Origin of the sequence: Flavobacterium poyangense, from assembly GCF_011751075.1 — a bacterium.
GTDB classification, from domain to species: domain Bacteria; phylum Bacteroidota; class Bacteroidia; order Flavobacteriales; family Flavobacteriaceae; genus Flavobacterium; species Flavobacterium poyangense.
On record NZ_JAALLN010000008.1, the window covers coordinates 91,301 to 112,526 of the forward strand.

Sequence of the window (21,226 nt, forward strand, 5' to 3'; positions counted from 1 at the left end):
TAAAGGATAAAGCTTTGCGAACTCTTATGTTTGGCAAGAAATTTTTTCACGCAGATCTAGCAGATTTATTCAGATAATTTTTGTCGAAATCACAGAGTAAAATATCGGCTTAATCTGCTAGATCTGCGTGTATAAAAAGAAACTTTGCGTTTTTGCGTCTTTGCGAGCAAAAAAGGCCCTATACGTAAAAACTTGCAGAAATTCTTCTGGTTTTAATGTTGGTATATTAAATAAAATTTTACTTTTAAATAAAAAAGAAACCTTTCTAAAATTGAAAACCCCAGATTCAGAAAATATCCTGAATCCGGGGCTTCCAATTACTAACAAAACATTTAAAATGAAATTATTTTACGTCCCAGAAAATTTTGGTACTTAAGTTGTCTTTATCTTTTACAGCATTATAATTATCTGTGTTATAAACTCTTTCAGAATTTGGATACGTCCAACGCGTTGGAGGTGTTTTTCTAATAGTGCTTGTTTCATCTTCCATGAAATTTAAGACCGGAAGTTTTAATCTTCTTTGCTCTGCCCATGTTTCATCCGCCTGCATAACATTGTAGTGAATGTACTTTTGAAAAGCAATCAATTTTAATTGATCAGCAGCTGTTACGGCTCCTGCGAAATTAATTTTTGTGATATAAGCATCAATTTCTGCTGTTGTTGGCTCTGTTGTTGGTTTCCAGGTTATAACATCCGCTTTATCACCCAGTCTAACATAATATTCTACTGATTGTCTGATTGCTTTTTCAAAATGCGTTTTTGCTACAGCAGCATTTCCACTTCTTGAATAATATTCCGCAAGGATCAAATTAACTTCAGCAGCATTTATCAATGTTCCCGGTAGCCAGTCATTTTTACTAATTACGGATCTGTTGTAGATCGCAATTTTACCATCGTTTAGCAATTGATCCTGATCTCCTGAAGTCAACATTGGATCCAGTCCCACATAGGTTGTTGCTTTTTCTCCTTTTTCAAACAACCAGGCTTCACGCGGATCACTATTAGCATTCATGTGATCAATCATTGGTTTTGGAGCAATATTATTGCCTCCTGACTCCAGAGCATCAAAAAATCCTGAAGTATCTAAATCAACATCCTGAGTATATACTTTAAAAGCAATATTTTCTGCACTTTCATCAACGATTTTTCCTTCCGCTATAATTTGAGCCATTTCAGTATTTGCTCTTGCTGCAAAGGCAGGAGCGGCAGAAACTCTGTTCAATAATTTCAAACGCAAAGAATTGCAATAATTTTTCCACATTACCAGATCTCCTTTATTAATCAAATCTTGATTTTTAAATTCAACTGTTAACTTGGCAGACAAAGTTACTGTGTTCAATTCTGTAGAAAAAGCTTTCAAATCATCCAGTATCTTTGTATAAAGTTCCGTTTGATTGTCGTACTTAGCTGATGCTTCTGCATAATTTCCGCCTGTATAACTAATTTTACCTGCCTGATAAAAAGGGATATCTCCAAAATTATCAATCATTTTTGAGGTATGATCGTACAAATAAATCGTCGCAGTGATCATGTACACCCTGTTTTCTGCCTGCTCAGCAGGAGATAATGCTGCCATCACTGCTTCCAGTTCTCTATATTGGGCAACAGACTTATAATATCTGTTCCATCTGTCATTTACGGCAGCCCCCGGAATATAACGCCCCGTACTGTTGGTAAAACCATGGGCTTGCGTATAACTAAGAGAAGTTGTTCTAAGTACGGTAAAATAATTCCAGTACGATGGGATTACATCCTCAAAGTTAATTTTCATGAACCCGGCAAACTGTTTTGGCACATTTGTCTTTACCAGTGTAGCCGGATTTCTATAAGCTTCTGCAAAGTCGTCATCCGAACAAGAGTTAAAAAAAACTAACGCGGATACTAGTGATATATATAATAATTTTTTCATGTTGTCTATTTTTACTTATAAATTATCCAATTAGAAAGATGCTCTCAACATTACTCCATAACTTCTTGTTGACGGAGACAAGCCTGCATTGTTTACGTTTTTCTCCCATCTGGATCCTGCAGTTGTTGCTTCGGCATCCATATCTTTAATCGTTCTGTAGATGTAGAATAAATTACGTCCAAATAAAGAAAGACTTAATCTGGTAGCTCCAATTTTACTTGCATAAGACGACGGTACATTAAATGCAAGAGATAATTCTCTTAATTTAACATAGTCATTCTTTTGAATGTACAACTCATAACGTGAACTACTATACTGTGGTCCTCCCCAGTTGTAAGTCATGTTGTAATAACCTGCCTGAGAGATTACATTTGTATTTCGGGAACCATCAGCAGTTACTCCATCCATCAACATACCATCACGGAATAGTTGTTGACCGGCCGGTCCGGTTGTTGCACTATTAGGGACCTGTACTCCTTTGCCACCCTCCATATAGTACGTTAAACCACCACGCTCATTTGTACTATAATTTAGTGATTCCTCTGTCAAACCTCTTGATGTCATCCAGTTAATACCTGTAGGCATTAAATAACCTCCATAAGAATAATCAATATTGACATCTAAAGTGAAACTTTTATAAGTAAAGGAGTTCAACATACCTCCAACCCCTTTAGGTATAGCTGTTCCGTATCTTTCCCATTTGTCTCCATCAATGATATAAAAACCATCTGAATCAACCATTTTATTACCATTATCATCTGTTTTAACCGGATGCGCGTAAATTCCTCCCATTGGCTGACCTACTACTGATTTTAATTGAGCCGCAGCCCCATCATAATCCTGATGTAATAATTCACTAGCGCCATTAGCCAGTTTTACAATTTTGTTGATGTTTTTTGCCCAGTTTAAAGTAATATCCCAAGAGAAGTTTTCGGTTCTAAAAGGGGAACCTGTCAAAGCAACTTCGAATCCTTTATTGCTTAACTCTCCTACGTTAGCTAATATTTTACTTGCTCCCGTAGTTTGCGCTAATGTCAAATCAAGAATTTGATCTTTAACTTTTGCATTGTAGTAAGAGAAATCTAATCCCAATCTTCTGTCAAAGAATTTAGTTTCAAAACCAAGTTCATACTCATTCTTCATCTCTGGTTTGATTAACTCATTTCCGTAGATGTCCTGAGAATTAGTAATCAAAACCGGATTAACAGTTCCCTGATTTCCTAAAGTTGTTTGCTCATAGGCAACGTTAGCTCTGTAACGATCCGGGTAGTTACCCACGATACCCCAAGAACCACGCATTTTGGCATAACTGATAAATTCCGGCAACTTAACCGCATCTGACAATACAAAACTTGAATTTACTGAAGGATATGTAAAGGCATTATTGTTTGGATTCATTGTAGAAGTACGGTCTCTTCTGATTGTTCCTTCAACAAACAAATAGTTTTTGTAGCTTGCGCTTAAAGTTCCGAAAACAGCATCTTTAATCGTTTTTTCTCTTTTCGAAGTACTGATTGTCGTTCCTATAGAGGAGTTCATGTCGTACCATCCTTCCACACTTAAACCACGATTCGTAGAACGTGTTAAAGTTCTGAATGTTTCCTGTGTACCTGAATAACCCAAAACGGCATTCACACCAAAATCCTCATTGATTTTTTTATTGTAAGTCAATAATAAATCACCATAAAGAATATTATAATCCTGACCTTCCATCATAAAAGAACCTGAAACATCTCCATCTCCTCCAAATTGATAAACTAAAGGAATTTCGACAGGATTTTTATTTTCTATATTCACCGCTGTTAAGTCAGTAGAAATACGACCGCGTACTGATAAATCATTTGTAATCGAAAATGTTTCTGTAACACTGGCAATCAAACGATTTGTAATCTCTTCCTGGCGTTTAGCATTTGTATTCCAAAAATAATCCCCAATATCAGCTTTGAAACCATTACGGATGATGTTTTCGTTCTTAGTTAAACTCACACCTGATAAACCGGTAACATATTTGTAGCCCAAACTGGTTTTGTATTTTGCTTTATACCAATCACCATTATCAAATGGGCTAATCATACCGGTAAAGTTGTTAACCAAACGATCCATAGCAAAAGTACGATTCGTTATATTTTGGTTTAGGTAACTTACAATAACATCCGTTTTTAATTTACCCGTTTTGAATGATGCATTTAGGTTGAAATTATTCTTCTTGTTGCTATTTCCCATACTCAATCCTTCTGATTCCATATGTGTATAAGAAAAACGGGTACTGCTGTTATCAGTACTGTTTGTAAGTGCAAAATTGGTTGTGGCATCCCAGGCATGTTGGAACAAATTTTTATATCCGTCTCTTTGAGCAGAATAAGGACGTACTACTCCGTCCCAAGACATAACCGGCTGTCCGTCGAACCATGGACCAAAGTTATTACTACTGGCAGAAACCCCTCTTGTATCGTTAATGCCATCACCATTTGTATCATAACGAGCAAAACCATCAGGCGCTAAAAATCCTGTAGAATAATTTGCATTAGTCCATCCCGGACCTCTTTCGTACTGAAATCTTGGCAAATAAGCGATTTCGTTTCCTGAATAACTGGTGCTAAAATCAACACCCAAGCCTTTCTTACCTTTACCCGATTTAGAAGTAATCAATACAACTCCATTTACAGCCTCAGAACCGTATAATGCAGCAGCAGAAGCTCCTTTAAGAATCGAAATGTTCTCAATATCTTCCGGATTAATATCTGCTAGACCATTATTTTTAACACGTTGCTGGTTCCAATAATCATTGTTGTTCACTTCTCCATCACGAATAGGCACACCATCCAGAATGATTAATGGCTGGTTTCTCCCTGTAATCGAGTTGATTCCACGAATCTGGATATTGATTGCTCCCGCTCCACCCGGAGTAGAACTGATACGTACCCCCGGTGCTTTACCATACAGCGAGTTAGCAATGGTTGGTGAAGCCGTTTTTACTATCGCATCTGCTTTAATAATACTTGTAGCATATCCGATTGATTTGTTCTTTTTCGTTTGACCTAAAGCGGTAACGGTCACGCCATCAAGTTCATTTGTAGCAGCCACCAATCTCACTTTCATACCATCAACAGCTTTTAATTCTGTTGTTTTAAATCCTATTGAACTTACCACCAAGGTTGCCCCTTCTCTTACTGAAATTTTAAATGCTCCGTCAAAATCGGCAGTTGTTTCTTGTTTGGTACCTTTTTCCCTAACAATAGCCGAAGGAACTGGAAGATTTGCTTGGTCTGTAATCACTCCGGAGATTGTTTTGCTTTGTGCTTTTGCTTCCTGGAAGCACATTATCACTAGAAAGACTACTAGTGATTCGTATAACAGTTTTCTCATAATTAATTTTGGTTTAGTTTGGTTAATTAATTTAATTAAGGCTTATCGTCTCCTAAAAATGAGCATCAAAACCTCTAATTTTTTTATTACTATTTCCTTTGAAAGGATTTAATAGTAATTAAACTTCTTGGTTAACATATCTCTTACTTCTTATACATCATACGCGCTTTTTTTGTTTAAAAATTGGTCCTTGTTTCACTTGTTTTTATTGTTTTACTATATCGTTTTAGTATTTTATTCTAAAAAACTACTACACTGATTCTCTAACCGTTAGACTTCCTTTCTTCTTTTCTTTCTCAATTTCATAATCATTTCCTTCATTCATCTGTTTCATTAATAGGTGTACCGCCTTTTTTCCCATCTCTTCAATTGGTTGAGACAAAACCGTAATAGCAGGCGAATGCAATCTAAAGCTGTCGTGATCATCAAAACTTATGACTGCTTTATCTGTTGGAATTTTTAGCTCTAATTTTCTAAAAGACAACAAACCCGCCAGCAGTAGATAATTTGCTCCAAATAAAACAGCATCTATTTCAGTTGTAGTACTCAAAAAGTCAGAGATCTTTGCTATTCGTTCTTCTTCGCTGATATGGTATTCCAGATCAAGAATTTTAGATTCGTCATACAAACCCACTTCTTTTAGTGCCTTGCTATACCCCTGTTTTCTCAGATTCATCTGAATCAATTGTGAAGAATTCGTCACAAAAGCAATTTTTTTAAATCCTTTCTCTAAAAGAAAATTAGTTGCTGTTTCCGCTCCTTCAAAATTATCCAGCACCACATGACTCACGTTTTGTTCTTCAAAATATCTGTCAAGTAAAACAACCGGACATTGCAATTTTATCAGTCGATCGATGGTTGGTTTCATATGCTCTGTTGGCGTAATTATAAAACCATCCACATTGGCCTGTAATAAACTATTAACTAACTCTTCTGCGCGTTCATCATTTCCCTTGGTGCTGCAATAAAAAACCCTATAATTCAGGTCTATGGCCTCCCGTTCAATTACTCTTGCCAAATCAGAAAAAAACTGATTCGAAATATCTTCTACAATGAGTCCGATAGATCTTGTTTTACCGGTTCTCAAACTACTTGCAATCATATTGAGCCTGAATTTCATTTCGGCACTAACCTTAAAAACCTTCTGGATCACTTCTTGGCTTATCCCCATCTCCTCACCTTTGTTATTCAGAACAAATGAAACTGTAGTGATCGATACATTTGCTGCTTTAGCGATATCTTTAATGGTGATTTTTAAACTCATAAAGCATCTTGGTTTTTTTCTTAATTTTAAGTTAATTTTTTCACTAGCAAACGCACTTTTGATAAATCGATTTAGTAAATCGATTTAGTATTTTTCTTACAGACCTTTATTGATTTTAATATTTTAAACTAATTATTCGTAAATAAAACAGTAATTACCTATAAATAAGTAAAATACATTTCCAAAAACGAATATCACTTCCTCGGCAAACAGCTAAATTTCATTCTAATTTTTTTTAAATTAAACCTTGAAATAGAGCATTACTAAAATCCGGAAAATGTTAATTTTTTAACACAAATACATACTGTCATTACTAAATTGAACAGCTGCTATTTTATCTTTATTTCTCTTTAATTCACAAGAAAACCACCCTGACCTCTGTATAATTTTATGGGTGCGTCTAATGTAACTTTGATACAGCTTACATATTTATCGGTCGCATTTTCAGGCAAATCGATATAGACCAATCCCGGAACTGCACTCCAGGAAATTTTCCCTACTACTTTGTGCGTCAATTTTATATTTGAACCCAAGACCGTAATATCCTGAATTTTATTATCAAGTCCTTTTAACATCAATTGTCCCGAAGTTTTTCCGTGTACAAATAAGTAAAGTGTTTTTGAATCTTTAGATAATGTTGTTGGTCCGTAAAAATGCCCTAGCGGAATCCCCGGAATAGTTCCAAAAATACCTTCGCCATTTCTTCTGTTCCAATCCCCCAATTCTTTCAAAGTTGTCACAACTGTTTCGGGATATGTTCCGTCGGGTTTTGGTCCTATGTCTAACAATAAATTTCCTCCGTTTGAAACTGCGTCTACAAAAATGGTGATGATTTCATAAGGTGTTTTCCAATTGGTATCGCTCACACGATATCCCCAATTTTCATTCATAGTCATACACAACTCCCACCATTTGAAAGCCGGACGCACAACTGGAAAATTCTGTTCCGGCGTATCATAATCTCCATAACCCTGCAAACGCCCGTTAATGATGGTGTTTGGATTTCTGTCTAACATCATTTTACGTGTTTTTTCAGCTTGCCATTCGTCAGCACTATGTTCCCAGTCGCCATCAAACCACCATAAATCCGGATTGTACCAATCTGAAATTTCTTTGATTTGTCCTTGAAAAAACTTCTGAAAACGAGCCCAACGAGCCGGTTCTTTTTTAAGATCGTAACGCGCTTTATCTTTCAAAAATCCCGGATAGTCATCGTGTGTCCAATCTATTAAAGAAAAATAAGCTCCGCATTTTATGTCTCTTTTGCGCAATTCTTCAAAAAAAGGTTTGATCATATCTTTTTTGGCAGGACAGGTTTTTACAGAACTTAACTTACCCAATTTGGTATCGTACATTGCCACCCCGTCGTGATGTTTGGTTGTAATTACAGCATATTTTGCACCGGAATCTTTGATCATATCCGCCCAGGCTGCAGGATCGTATTTGCTCAGGGTGTAGCTTTTTTGCTGTTTCATATAATCTGCTACCGAAATATTACCATTGTGAAAACTCCATGATTCAGAAACATCTGCAACAGAATAAATTCCGGCGTGAATAAAGATTCCTAATTTAGCATCTTCAAACCATTTCATTTTTTGAGCAATATCACTAGCCGCAATCTTGTTTTGCGCAACACTTCCGAAAGTTGTCCCAACTACTAAAACCGCTAAAATTATTTTCTTAATCATTTCTATTTTTTTACTGTTCATTATTACATTTCGCTTTGGTAGTATTACTGCAATATTCTTTACCTGTTGAGTGTGATTATTTTCTAACACATAGGGACATAGTTTTAAAAATGAGAAAAGGCGTTTCACTTATTTAAATCCTCAATTGTCAGTCTGAGCGAAGTCGAAGATTGACGATGTGATAGAAATGTGTTTCTTTTTTTATACTCTTTTTTACAAAAAAATCTATTTTTCTATGTGTTAAGTTTGACTTTTGCAATTGCACCAAACACGTTATCCTTTGTTCTTTTATACCTAATTTCCCTGATAACAAAACAAACTTGTTACCTTACAACGAACGGTCTAAATGCGTATATCCTCCATCTACATAAATTAACTGACCTGTTGTATGACTTGATTTATCAGACAATAAGAAAACAGCCATATTTGCAATTTCTTCAACAGTTGTCATTCTATTTTCAAATGGAATTTTTGATTTTATTTCTTCTAATTTTTGCTCCGGATTTTCAAGTGTTTTAATCCAGCTATCGTACAATGGCGTGTAACATTCCGCCACAATAACGGCGTTTACACGGATTCCATATTTCAGTAATTCTACTGCCCATTCGCGGGTCAAAGCATTACGTCCACCGTTTGAAGCGGCATAGGCAGAAGTATTTCCTTGTCCGGTATCTGCTGTTTTCGAACCAATATTGACAATTGCGCCCTTAGTTTTTTTCAACTCCGGCAAGGCATTTTGTGCGATTAAATAATAATGGACTAAATTTTTATGAATCGATGCTATAAATTTTTCATAATCCCCACTTTCCAGGCCTATACCATCATTTACACCGGCATTATTCACCAATCCATCAATACGTCCGCACAAAGCGATAACCTGATCTACGGCAGTTTTACAAGCTTTAGGATCTGTCAATTCTGCTACTACCGCAAAGGCTTTTCCGTTCTCTGCTTCTATTTCCTCTATAGCTGTTTGGTTGTCGGCTGCATCTCTTCCAATTATTACAGGAATAGCCCCTTCAGCAGCCAAAACTTTGCAGATTCCGAGCCCAATTCCTTTAGCCCCACCGGTGACGATAATTATTTTGTCTTTAAGATTAAGGTTCATTGGTTCTCTGTTTTTGGTTAGCAAGTTTTTTGTAAAACGGTTACTTATAATTTTAATTTAAACACATAGAAACATAGCTATTGAACGCTCCCAAAAAAGACGCTTTACTTTATAAAATGTACATAGATTTCTCTATGTGAAAGAAACCAGTTTCTTTATGCCCTCCTTTTTTTAGCTATAAAATCTATATTTCTATGTGTTAAATATTTTATATCCAGATTTTAATCTATTCCATTAACTGATAAAAATCAATCGCATTTCTGCTCCAAAATTTATCCTGATCCTCTTTAGAAAATTTCAAAAAATAATGCTCGGCAATATCACACAAATCGGCATAAGAGGCTGCCAGTAAACTTACTGGCCAATCACTGCCAAACATCAAACGATCCATTCCAAATGCCTCAGTAACGACATCTAAGCAAAAGGTAAAATCTGTCTCTGTCCAATTATTCCAGTCGGCTTCGGTTACTAAACCGGAAACCTTACACATTACATTTGGATATTTCGCAATAGCTTTTATCCCCTTTTCCCATTCATTGAATTCTTTATTCTTAAAATCCGGCTTGGCCAGATGATCAATAACAAAATTTTGTTTCGGGAACTTTGCTACTAATTTTGCTGCATTTTCCAGCTGTTTCGGAAAAATCAAAATGTCGTAGGTAAATTTGTATTTATCTAATTTCGAAATTCCATTTAAAAACCTTTCAGATAACATAAAATCAAGATCTGCTTCGGATTGAATAATATGTCTGAATCCTTTTAGTTTCTTATACTTATAGAAATATTCTAAACGTTCTTCAATATTTTCTGCACATAAATCAACCCAACCTACAATGCCTTTTATAAAATCATGGTCTTTAGCAAGATCCAAAAGAAAACGTGTCTCTTTTTCACTTTGATCTGCCTGCACCGCTACACAGCCATCAACTCCATTTTCTGTCAATAAAGGCTTTAAATCGGCCGGCAAAAAATTCCTTTTGATCACTTTCATTTCTTCACTAATCCATGCATCTTTTACAGGATTGTATTTCCAAAAGTGCTGGTGACTATCTATTCTCATGCAAATCAAATATTTTATCCATCAGTATCCATTTTTCAGCTTCTTTTGCCCCGGGAAGTGCTTTTTGGTATTTCCACATCAATTCTTCCCATTTCTGAACCACAGGATTAGCAGCATCCATCTCCCCTTTTCTTTCAAAAGTAAAAGTTTCATTAGCCTCAATAATCATAAACATTCTGTTGCCTATGCAATAAATTTCAAGATTTTCGATTCCGGAATTGACGATACTTTCTGTAATTTCCGGCCAAATTTTTTCATGATACTTTTTGTACTCGGCCATTAATGTCGGATCTTCATTTAAATCTAATGCCAGACCAAATTTTTGAGTTACCATACTCCTTTATTTAAAATTGAAGGTTAAAAAACCTAAAACTATGATTATCAACAACAAACAACTCAAACTAAAATTTATTTAGACAAGAATATAATATCTCTCTCAATTTCAACAAAAACAAACCGATCAACTAAATCGTTTTTATGATTCGTGAAACGATATTTTACTACCGTTTTCAAAAAATAAAATTATTGTTTAAATACCTTTTATTTTACTCCAAAATTATCATTAATTAAGCTTTTTTTATCTTTATAATTAAATTCGTAGAAAAACTCTTAATATTTAGAATTTTCAATATAATTCACTGTTCCAAAAGAAATAAAAATGATTCTCCCTATATCAACTCAAAAGAACGGACTGATTTAAAAAACAGGAAAGATTCGAAAAAAAGAACTTAGCCTTTTGATAATCATTTACAATGAATCAAGGAATAAAAAGACCAAAGTCCATATTTACATATAGAATATTTTAAAGACGTTTTTTTTAAACTAAAGCCTTTTTTCGATATTCTTTAGGAGTTGTTCCTATTAGTTTCTTGAACAACTTATTGAAGTTTGAGGCCGTTTTATAGCCACATTCATAGGCGATTTCAGAAACGCCCAAATCGGTCTCGATTAAATACTTACACGCATTTGAAACTCGTATCTCATTTAGATACTCCACAAAAGGTTTTTTTGTCTTTGCCTTAAACATTCTGCAAAACGAGGTTGGAGTTAAATTAGCAATTTTTGCAATTTCATCAAGTGATATATCCTCTTTATAATTCGATTTTACGTATTGAAAAACTTCTACAAGTCGATCGTTTTTATTTTCATCATTGGCTGAAACATAAGAACTATCATTGATACACCTTAAATCTTTACTTTTCGACAAAAGAAATAAAATTTCAATCAATCCCAAAACCACTTCAAATCCTTTCTTTTTAAGCAATTTTTCCATTTTTTTAGAAACCAAAGCATTCGTTTGCCCTGAGATCGAAACGCCTTTTATGGCTTCAGAGAAAAACTTCTTCACATCTTGTGCTTCGGGTAATTCATAAAATGACTCTCCAAAAAGGTCTCTGCTAAAATAAATCACGATTGCTTTTGCCTTTAAACTATTAATGCCTTTATAAAAAATTTCATCATTAAGCCAAACGTGCGGGATATCATCGCCCAGAAAAACCATATCTCCGGATTCGAATGATTCTACAGCATTTCCGATAATTCTTTTTCCATGACTTTCTAAAATGTAAACCAGTTCAAATTCCGGATGCGAATGAAAAGGCGACTGAAAAAAAGATTCTTCACGCGAGAATACAGACAATGATGTATTGGTATAGGAAGCAATATTAGTCTTTACAATTTTCATTTTAAGAATAGTAATGATAATTAATAATTAAATAAGGATAAAATCGAATTAATCGCTTATTTTTTTTAGATATAATTTTAAATTTCCCAAAAAACAAAAATAATAAAAAATTAATATGACAGTACTAAATCGTTTTACTAAGTTTGAAAAAATCAAAAACAAATACAAAAAGGGGTGATTCATTTTTACTATTTACTAAAAATCTCTACCTCTTTTTTTCAACACTTTGCCTTGATTTATGAGCTAAACACAAAAATAAATAAGGACAAAATTGAGATTTTGCGATAAAAAAAGAACTGTTATTAATTAGGAAGAGATTTCCCAGAAAAATATTTTAAAATAATTATAAATAAAAAAAATGAAAGGTTTTCTTTCCAAAATAAAACCTTTCAGTACCACAAGAATAAAAGTAAAAGATGGAAAAAAGATTTGCAATAGCCATGGATGTTGGCGGTTCTCATATTACTTCTGCAATTGTGGATCTGAGCGAAATGAAGGTCTTTGAAGAATCCATGTTTAAGGTTTCTTTTAATTCTAATTTACCAACCGCGGAAGTAATGGATTATTGGGAAAATGCCATTCGAACTTTATTAGAAAAATCAGAAGTTGGCAAATTATCGGGAATAGCGTTGGCTGTACCGGGGCCTTTTGATTATGAAGACGGAACCTGTTGGATTAAAGATCAGGACAAATACAACCATTTCTATGGCCTCAATATAAAAGATTTGCTGAGAGAGCGTTTTGATTTTGATGCGAACTTTCCAATTGTTTTTGAAAATGATGCTAAGAGTTTTGGAAAGGGTGAAGTATATAAAAATATGGAAAATCTTCCTAAAAATGTACTGGCTATTACCTTGGGTACAGGGCTTGGTGCCTGCTTTATCGAAAACGGAAAAATTGTAAATACAGGTAGCACAGTTCCCAAAAATGGCGAAATATGGAATCTTCCCTATAAAAATGGCATGGCAGAAGATGCCGTTTCTCTGAGAGGCTTGCTTTCTAATTATCAAAATCTAAGCGGTATTCTAGCAAGTAATGGCTTGGAATTGTATACCTTAGCTGTAAAAGGAAATCAAAAAGCCTTAGAAGCTTTTAATTTGTTTGGAGAGGATCTGGCCGAAATTATTTTACCCTGGATAAAAAGCTTTGATGCAAATATGCTTGTTATTGGAGGAAAAGTAGCCAATGCCGGAGATTTATTTCTCAATTCTTTTAAAGAAAAAGCAAAACAATCAGGAATTGAAATTGAACTATTACTCTCAACAGATAATGAAACAACTGCTCTATTAGGAGCTGCAAGTTTACTATATAAAGCCTAAAATAAAAGGATATGACAAATCGTAGAAATTTTCTAAAAAAAACGGCAATAGCATCGGCTGCCGTAGCATTAAGTTCTTTTACCGGGCGAGCAAAAGAACATAAAGAACAAAACGAGCTTCCCGACGGAAAAGTACGCAAACCAATTGTACTTTCTACCTGGCGTTTTGGCTTGAAAGCTAATGAAGCGGCTTGGGAGGTATTAAAAAAAGGAGGTCGCGCCTTAGATGCTGTAGAAACCGGGGTAAAAGTTACCGAAGCCGACCCAAAAGAAAGAAGTGTGGGTTACGGCGGCAGACCTGATCGCGACGGACGTGTAACATTAGACGCCTGCATTATGGACGAATTGTCAAATATTGGTTCTGTAGGTTGTCTTGAATTTATAAAACATCCTATTTCTGTTGCGCGTGCCGTAATGGAAAAAACACCTCACGTTATGCTTGTTGGTGACGGAGCACTGCAATTTGCATTAGCACAAGGTTTTCCAAAAGAAAATCTATTAGTCCCTGATTCAGAAAAAGAATGGAAAGAATGGCTCAAAACATCCGAATACAAACCAATTGCCAATATTGAGAACCATGATACCATTGGAATGATCGCTCTTGATGCAGCAGGAAATCTATCAGGCGCCTGTACAACAAGTGGAATGGCTTTTAAAATGCACGGCCGATTAGGAGATTCTCCTATTATTGGAGCCGGTTTATATGTTGATAACGAAATTGGAGCGGCAACCGCAACAGGTCATGGTGAAGAAGTGATTAGAATTGCCGGTTGTCATCTGGTTGTTGAATTAATGCGTCAGGGAAAGTCTCCTCAAAAAGCATGTGAAGAAGCGGTTTATAGAGTCGTAAAACTAATAAAAATCAGAAATAAAAACCTAAAAGACATTCAGGTTGGATTTATTGCCCTGAATAAAATAGGAGATTACGGTTCTTATTGTGTGCAAAGTGGTTTTAACTATGCCGTTCATGACGAAACCGGAAATCGTTTGATTGATCCTGATTATTATATCGAATAACCTAGCCACTAATTATACGAATTTTCACGAATTATTTTCTTTAAAACTAAGACATAATCATTTTAATTCTTTTAATCTGTGGCAAAAAAAAAGTTGCCACAGATTTCACTGATTTAAAGGATTTCTTTTCTGATTCAATAGTATTAATCGAGTTCAAGCTAAAAACAAAGCAATTTTTGAAAACTAACGAAATTCATGTCAAAAAAGCTAGCCACTAATTGCACGAATTTTCACGAATTATTTTTTTTTAAACTAACACATAATCATTTTAATTCTTTTAATCTGTGGCAAAAAAAAAGCTGCCACAGATTTCACTGATTTAAAGGATTTCTTTTCTGATTCAATTGTAGTATTAAACAATTGAGTTCAGACTAGAAACAAGCCAATTTGTGGAAATTAGCGAAATTCGTGGCAAAAGAACTAGACACTAATTGCACGAATTTTTATGAATTATTTTTTTAAACTAAGAAATAATCGTTTTAATCTTTTAATCTGTAGCAAAAAAAAGCTGCCACAGATTTTACTGATCTAAAGGATTTCTTTTCTGATCTACTACAACTATTCAATAATCGAGTTCACGTTAACAAAAAACCAAATGAAAAATAAACTCCAGTTACTGTTTACAGCATTAGTTTGTGCCAGTGCCTTTTCTTTGCATGCCCAGGGCGATTTTAGCATGGAAGCCAACAAATCTGAAGAAGCGGGATACATTGCGCCAAAAGATCCATTAGTAAAAGCAAATCTCGACAAATGGCAAGGCTACAAATTTGGTATCTTAATACATATGGGGCTTTATACACAACTGGGAACAGTAGAATCCTGGGGGCTGGCTCCGGAAGACTGGGTAGGCAGAGATGGTTACGACGACTATTACCAATACGCAACCGATTACAGAAATACCAAATACAAGTTGAACCCTACACGTCTAAATTCAGAAAAGTGGGCAAAAATGTTCAAAAACGCAGGGGCAAAATACATGATATTCACGTCTAAACATCATGATGGTTTTTGTATGTACGATTCAAAATTTACCGATTTTAAAATTACAAATCCTGAATTCCCTTACGCCAAAAATGCAAAAGCCGACGTTTTAAAAGATGTATTGGATGCTTCCAGAAAAGAAGGATTGGCTGTAGGAGTTTATTACTCAAAACCGGACTGGACAACTCAAAACTTCTGGTGGTCTTATTATCCGCCAAAGGACAGAAATCCTACTTACGACATTACTAAATTTCCTGAAAGATGGAAAAGTTATGTAACGTACACCCAAAATCAGCTCAACGAATTGACTACAAATTATGGCAAAGTTGATATTCTTTGGCTTGATGGCTGCTGGGTTCGACCACTTTCGACCATTAACAAAAAAGTAGAAGAGTTCTGCAAATATCCTTACGATATGGATATTGATATGAAATTAATCTCTGAAACCGCCCGTAAAAAACAACCCGGAATGCTTGTTGTCGATCGTTGGGTTCCCAGTGAATATGAGAACTATTTAACACCGGAACAAAAAACACCTGAGAAACCTTTAACAGTACCTTGGGAAAGCTGTATCACTCTTGGCGGTGCCTGGGGATGGGTTGCCAATGATCATTACAAATCGTCTAAAGAAGTCATACAACTAATGACAAATATTGTAGTAAAAGGAGGAAACTTACTTCTGGGTGTAGGCCCTGACGCCAAAGGAGAATTTGATCCGAAAATTGAAGCCACTTTGACCGGTGTTGGAAAATGGCTAACAGCAAATGGAGAAGCGATTTATGACACCAAACCCGTTGCTCCCTACTTAGATGGAAAAGTAGGTTATACACAAAAAGGAAATACCATTTACGGTATTTATATGCCCGCAAAAGATGAAAAAGAACTACCGGCAACACTCACGATCAAAACAGATAAAAAAGGCAATTTAAAAGCTTCTTTATTGGGTACTAAACTAAAATTGACAAGTACAAAGATTGATGGAGGAATTATCGTTACCATTCCACAAGACTTAAGAACTTCTTTGGCTGCTCAGGAAGCTGTCGTAATTAAAGTGATTCCATAATTCAAAAAAGAAGTTAATAACATAAGATAAATGAAAAAGCAATTAATAACGATTTGGGGATGTTTGAGTTTCTTGTCTCTAACAGCTCAAAAAATAAGTGCTCCCACGCCTTACGGAGCATTGCCAACGGAAGCTCAATTGCGCTGGCAAGAAACAGAACAATATGTTTTAGTTCATTTTACCCCCACTACTTTTCAAAATAAAGAATGGGGATATGGCGATGCCGATCCTAAGATTTTTAATCCGATAAAATTCGATGCTAGTCAAATTGTAAATGCAGCTAAAGCCGGCGGATTTAAAGGTGTCATTTTTGTTGCCAAACATCATGATGGATTCTGTTTATGGCCGACTAAAACAACAGCCTACAACATTAGTGCAAGCCCTTTTCGCAATGGAAAAGGAGATATGGTCAAAGAGTTTGAAATTGCAGCCCAAAAAGCCGGAATGAAATTTGGTCTTTATTGCTCTCCTTGGGATCGAAACAATGAAGATTACGGTAAACCTGAATATGTAGAAAAATACCGAAATCAGTTAAGAGAATTGTACAGCAATTATGGAAAACTATTCATCACCTGGTTTGATGGTGCCAATGGTGGCGACGGTTATTATGGCGGAAAAAAAGAAAATAGAAATATAGACCGCGCTACTTATTATGGCTGGGATAAAACGTGGGCAATTTCTAAAGAATTACAACCCGAAGCAGTCATTTTCTCAGATAATGGTGAAGTGCGCTGGGTTGGGAACGAAAGAGGTTTTGCAAATGAAACCTCCTGGGCCACTTTTACTCCCGAACCAATAGCCGGAAAAATGGTAGCTGTTCCCGGAGAAACTGATTCTGAAAAAGCACAAAGCGGAACCCGAAACGGCAAATATTGGAAACCTGCTGAGTGTGATGTCCCGCTTAGAGAAGGCTGGTTCTATCATGCGAATCAGGATGATAAAGTAAAATCCGTTTCAGAACTATTTGAAATTTATTGTAAATCAGTAGGAAGAGGTGCCGCTATGGATATCGGTCTCGCACCAGATACGAATGGTTTATTACACGATAATGACGTTAAAGCTTTGAAAGATTTCGGAGATTTTCTCAAACAAACGTTTTCAAACAACCTTGCAGAATCTGCTGTACTTACTGCCTCAGAAATTCGAGGGGACAATCAAATATTTTACGGAACCAAAAACCTTACGGATAATGATCGTTACTCCTATTGGGCTACCAGCGACGAGGTAAAAAAAGCCTCTGTAGTTTTAGAATGGGAAAAAGAACAAACCTTTAACCTCATCCGCTTAAGAGAAAACATTAAACTGGGACAACGCATTGAAAAAATAGAAATTGATGCTTTTTTCAAAGGAAATTGGAAAAAAATAGGTGAAGCGACAAGCATTGGCGCCAATAGATTGGTGCGTTTACCCAATTATATTTCGACTACAAGGTTAAGAATTCGCATCAAAGAATCACCCGTTTGTATTGCCTTAAGCGACATAGGTGTGTTTAAAGAACCGGAGCAGTTAGCTATACCAAAAATAAAAAGAAACAAAGACGGAATGGTTTCGATCACCACAGAATCTACTATACATCAGATTCACTATACGACTGACGGAACTGAACCAACGTCAAAATCACCTGTTTATGAAACCGCTTTCCCCTTCTTAAATTCCGGTGAAATAAAAGCCAAATCCTTTGCCATAAATATGAAATCCGGCGAAACTGCGATACAATCCTTTACTGTTTCAAAAAAAGACTGGAAAATAGCTGCCGTCACTTTTGAGAATGAGGAAATTGGGAAATCATCAAATGCAATAGATGAGAATACTGAAACGGTTTGGAGTACTATTGACAGTTCTCCTGCAATTCCTTTTCCCCAAGCCATAACAATAGATATGAATCAGGAAATAACAATTGCTTCACTATCCTATTTACCTCGTAAAAACGGAACGGGTGGCATTGTAAAAGACTACGAATGGCTTGTAAGTACCGACAATCAGAATTGGACAACTGTTGCTGAAGGTGAATTTGCCAATATGAAAAGTAATCCTGTTGAGCAAAACATCACATTAAGAACACCAACAAAAGCCCGATACATCAAGTTTATAGGTAAAAACAGTGTGGACGGAAATTATATTTCTGTAGCTGAATTGGGTGTTAAGACAATAAAATAAGGGAATTATCTACCTCAATAAAACAAACTAATAGGGATTAGATAATCTAAAACAACAAATCTGACAGGTTTTAAAAACCTGTCAGATTTAATTTTAGGGAATTAGTATATTTTAAGGAATGAGGAATCCCAACAATAACTCCTTACAGAATGTCGCCAATCTTTGCCGAAATACGGGTGTGATTTCTCCTAAAGTCGAAATGACATATCGTGCTTGTTTTATCTATTGAATTAGCTGCATCAATAAAAACAAACTATTAAGAATCAGATAATCTAAAACAACAAATCAGACAGATTTTAAAAACCTGTCTGATTTAATTTTAGGGAAATTATTATATTTTAAGTACAAATAAAGATTCACACAATATTGTCAATTCTGAATCACCTTTAATGTTCCTCCATTCACAAAATCATCATGTGAGATAAAAAAGCTGTTCAGTACTTTTCCGTTTAGTTGAATCGCTTTAATTCTGTCGTCGGTATTTACCTCTCGTTCAATTACAATGTTTTCTTTTTTGTAATATCTTGAATCTAGTTTGATCGTTATTTTATCGAACATTGGTGTTGTAATGGTGTAGATCGGATCTCCAGGAGATATTGGATAAATTCCCATCATGGAATAAACCAACCAGGCAGACATCGTTCCTGTATCATCATTTCCGGGTAATCCTTTTGGTTCATTTTTAAAATACTGTCTTACTAATTTCTTCACCATTTCCTGGCTCTTCCATTCCTCGCCTTTTACATAATTAAATAAATAAGGATAGGCAATATCCGGTTCGTTTGCCATATCAAATTGTTTGGTGTCAAACACTTTTTGCAATTGATCCGAGAAAACTTTTTCACCACCCATTAATTTCATCAATCCTTTAATATCATGCGGTACCATAAAGGCATATTGCCATGCATTGCCTTCTATAAAACCAACATTTTCCTGAAAATTAGCTCCTGCATTGGGATCAAAAGGCTCATACCACTTTCCTTCTGCAGTGCGTGGTCGAAGTAATTTCAGGTCTTTATCAAATAATTTTCGGTACGATAAGGAACGTTTGGCAAAACGCTTATAATCTTCTTTTTCACCTAAGGCTTTTGCCAAAAGTGAAATCGCATAATCGGAGGTATTGTACTCTTCTGTTGTCGAAACTGACCCATGATAATTGGTTGACAAATACCCTTTTTGAATATATTCTTTTAACCCCGGGCGCAACGGATTATTTTCAGTTTGATCGGCGCCTTTTAACATAGCATGGTAGGCTTTGTAAATATCAAAATCCTGAATTCCCTTTAAGCAGGCGTCAACTATCACAATACTTGCGGGATCTCCGACCATTGTAAATGTTTCTGTTGAATTTAATTCCCATTTTGGCAACCAGCTGTTTTCATCATACATGGCCAACATGCTTTTTATCATATCCGATTGTTGCTTCGGATAAACTAAAGATGTTAATGGATGCATATTGCGATAGGTATCCCACAAAGAAAATACTGTATAACGCGGATCAATAGTTTTTCCAACCTTGGTCCTTTTTATTTTGGGATAATCGCCATTAAGATCATTTAATATATTAGGATGAATTAAAGTGTGGTACAATGCAGTGTAAAAAATAACTTTATCCTGATAGGAGCCGCCTTCTACTAAAATTTTAGAAAGCTCTTCGTTCCATTCGTTAAATGTTTCTTTGTAAACATCATCAAATGATTTATAACCGGTTTCTTTCTCTAAGTTCTCACGAGCATTTTCAATACTTACATAAGAAATTCCAATTTTAACTTCGACTGTTTCTTTTTTATCAAAATTATACGAAAAGTAAGTTCCAATGCTGTCTCCTACAACGGTTTTAACCGTATTTTTCATTAATCGGGTTTTGCCATTATAGCCCATCCATTGTGCTTCTACCCCTTTGTATTTTGGGCTATTTTTCCAAACTCCGAAATGGTGAGCCGGTTTGGAAAACTTAGCCACAAAATAAACCGGATAAGCATCTTCGGGACTATTGTAACAAAATGATCCTACTGAGCGCATTCCTTCTATTTCGGTTGACGACACTACTTTGACCATCGCTCCCTCTTCATTTGTTAATCCTAAACCTAAATTCAATAAAATATTAGATTGCCCTTTCGGGAAAGTGAATCTGCTTACTCCCACTCTTTTAGAAGCTGTAAATTCTCCCTTAACATTATACTTGTCTAGATTTACACTATAGTAAGCCGATTTTGCTACTTCATTAGAATAAACGGAACCATACTTTAAATGATCTGTTTCAACTGCTCCTGTTGTGGGCATTAAAAGAATAACTCCCAGATCCGGACAACCTACACCACTTAGATTTACCTGACTAAATCCGGTTAAAAATTTATTTTCGTTTACATAGGGATTCGACAACCATTGACTGTCTTTTTCTAAAGAATTCTGAGACCCCGCCACATTAAACGGACTGATACTAGCCATTCCTCTCGGTGCAATTGGCCCAGGGAAAGTAGCTCCATAATTAGAAGTTCCAATAAACGGATTTACAAATTCTGCCGGCTGTTGTGCAAAAGTACTGATGCTAAAAAACAGCATGCTAAAAAAACATGCTGTTTGTATTGTTATTCTGTTATTAAAAATCATT

At 35.5% G+C, this 21,226-nt stretch carries 13 protein-coding genes; 4 read left to right on the top strand and 9 right to left on the bottom strand.

Going from position 1 to position 21,226, the window contains the following annotated elements:
• Positions 1-343: 343 nt before the first annotated feature.
• The 8 genes from G3A47_RS13980 to G3A47_RS14015 all read right to left on the bottom strand — a co-directional run bounded on the left by G3A47_RS13980 (position 344) and on the right by G3A47_RS14015 (position 12,079).
• Positions 344-1,909 carry a SusD/RagB family nutrient-binding outer membrane lipoprotein gene (locus G3A47_RS13980; RefSeq protein WP_166923326.1) on the bottom strand — a complete coding sequence of 522 codons (1,566 nt, stop codon included), beginning with the start codon at positions 1,907-1,909 and terminating at the stop codon, positions 344-346.
• 30 nt (positions 1,910-1,939) lie between these two features.
• A complete protein-coding gene (locus G3A47_RS13985; protein ID WP_166923335.1) occupies positions 1,940-5,275 on the bottom strand; it encodes a SusC/RagA family TonB-linked outer membrane protein in 3,336 nt (1,111 codons plus the stop codon).
• A 250-nt stretch (positions 5,276-5,525) separates the two neighbouring features.
• The gene (locus G3A47_RS13990) at positions 5,526-6,539 is read right to left on the bottom strand and encodes a LacI family DNA-binding transcriptional regulator (protein WP_166923337.1); all 1,014 of its coding nucleotides are present in this window, start codon (positions 6,537-6,539) and stop codon (positions 5,526-5,528) included.
• 350 nt (positions 6,540-6,889) lie between these two features.
• Entirely contained in the window at positions 6,890-8,227 is a 1,338-nt protein-coding gene (locus tag G3A47_RS13995) for an alpha-L-fucosidase (protein ID WP_166923339.1), read from the bottom strand.
• 328 nt (positions 8,228-8,555) lie between these two features.
• The gene (locus tag G3A47_RS14000; RefSeq protein WP_166923341.1) at positions 8,556-9,335 is read right to left on the bottom strand and encodes an L-fucose dehydrogenase; all 780 of its coding nucleotides are present in this window, start codon (positions 9,333-9,335) and stop codon (positions 8,556-8,558) included.
• 226 nt (positions 9,336-9,561) lie between these two features.
• Positions 9,562-10,395 carry an amidohydrolase family protein gene (locus G3A47_RS14005; protein ID WP_166923343.1) on the bottom strand — a complete coding sequence of 278 codons (834 nt, stop codon included), beginning with the start codon at positions 10,393-10,395 and terminating at the stop codon, positions 9,562-9,564.
• Positions 10,382-10,729 carry an L-rhamnose mutarotase gene (locus G3A47_RS14010; RefSeq protein ID WP_166923344.1) on the bottom strand — a complete coding sequence of 116 codons (348 nt, stop codon included), beginning with the start codon at positions 10,727-10,729 and terminating at the stop codon, positions 10,382-10,384. The genes G3A47_RS14005 and G3A47_RS14010 overlap by 14 nt, the downstream gene beginning before the upstream one ends.
• Positions 10,730-11,212: 483 nt before the next feature.
• A complete protein-coding gene (locus tag G3A47_RS14015) occupies positions 11,213-12,079 on the bottom strand; it encodes an AraC family transcriptional regulator (protein WP_166923346.1) in 867 nt (288 codons plus the stop codon).
• A gap of 416 nt (positions 12,080-12,495) precedes the next feature.
• Between G3A47_RS14015 and G3A47_RS14020 the strand changes: the two genes are divergently transcribed.
• The 4 genes from G3A47_RS14020 (at position 12,496) to G3A47_RS14035 (ending at position 18,615) form a co-directional block, all read left to right on the top strand.
• Positions 12,496-13,398, top strand: coding sequence for an ROK family protein (locus G3A47_RS14020; RefSeq protein ID WP_166923348.1), 903 nt, complete (start codon positions 12,496-12,498; stop codon positions 13,396-13,398).
• An 11-nt stretch (positions 13,399-13,409) separates the two neighbouring features.
• Entirely contained in the window at positions 13,410-14,414 is a 1,005-nt protein-coding gene (locus G3A47_RS14025) for an isoaspartyl peptidase/L-asparaginase family protein (protein WP_166923350.1), read from the top strand.
• 595 nt (positions 14,415-15,009) lie between these two features.
• Entirely contained in the window at positions 15,010-16,458 is a 1,449-nt protein-coding gene (locus G3A47_RS14030) for an alpha-L-fucosidase (RefSeq protein ID WP_166923351.1), read from the top strand.
• 30 nt (positions 16,459-16,488) lie between these two features.
• On the top strand, positions 16,489-18,615 hold the full coding sequence (locus G3A47_RS14035) for an alpha-L-fucosidase (protein ID WP_166923353.1): 2,127 nt from the start codon (positions 16,489-16,491) through the stop codon (positions 18,613-18,615).
• Positions 18,616-18,984: 369 nt separating this feature from the next.
• Here G3A47_RS14035 and G3A47_RS14040 read toward each other — a convergent pair whose 3' ends face one another.
• A complete protein-coding gene (locus G3A47_RS14040) occupies positions 18,985-21,225 on the bottom strand; it encodes a GH92 family glycosyl hydrolase (protein WP_166923355.1) in 2,241 nt (746 codons plus the stop codon).
• Position 21,226: the final 1 nt, after the last annotated feature.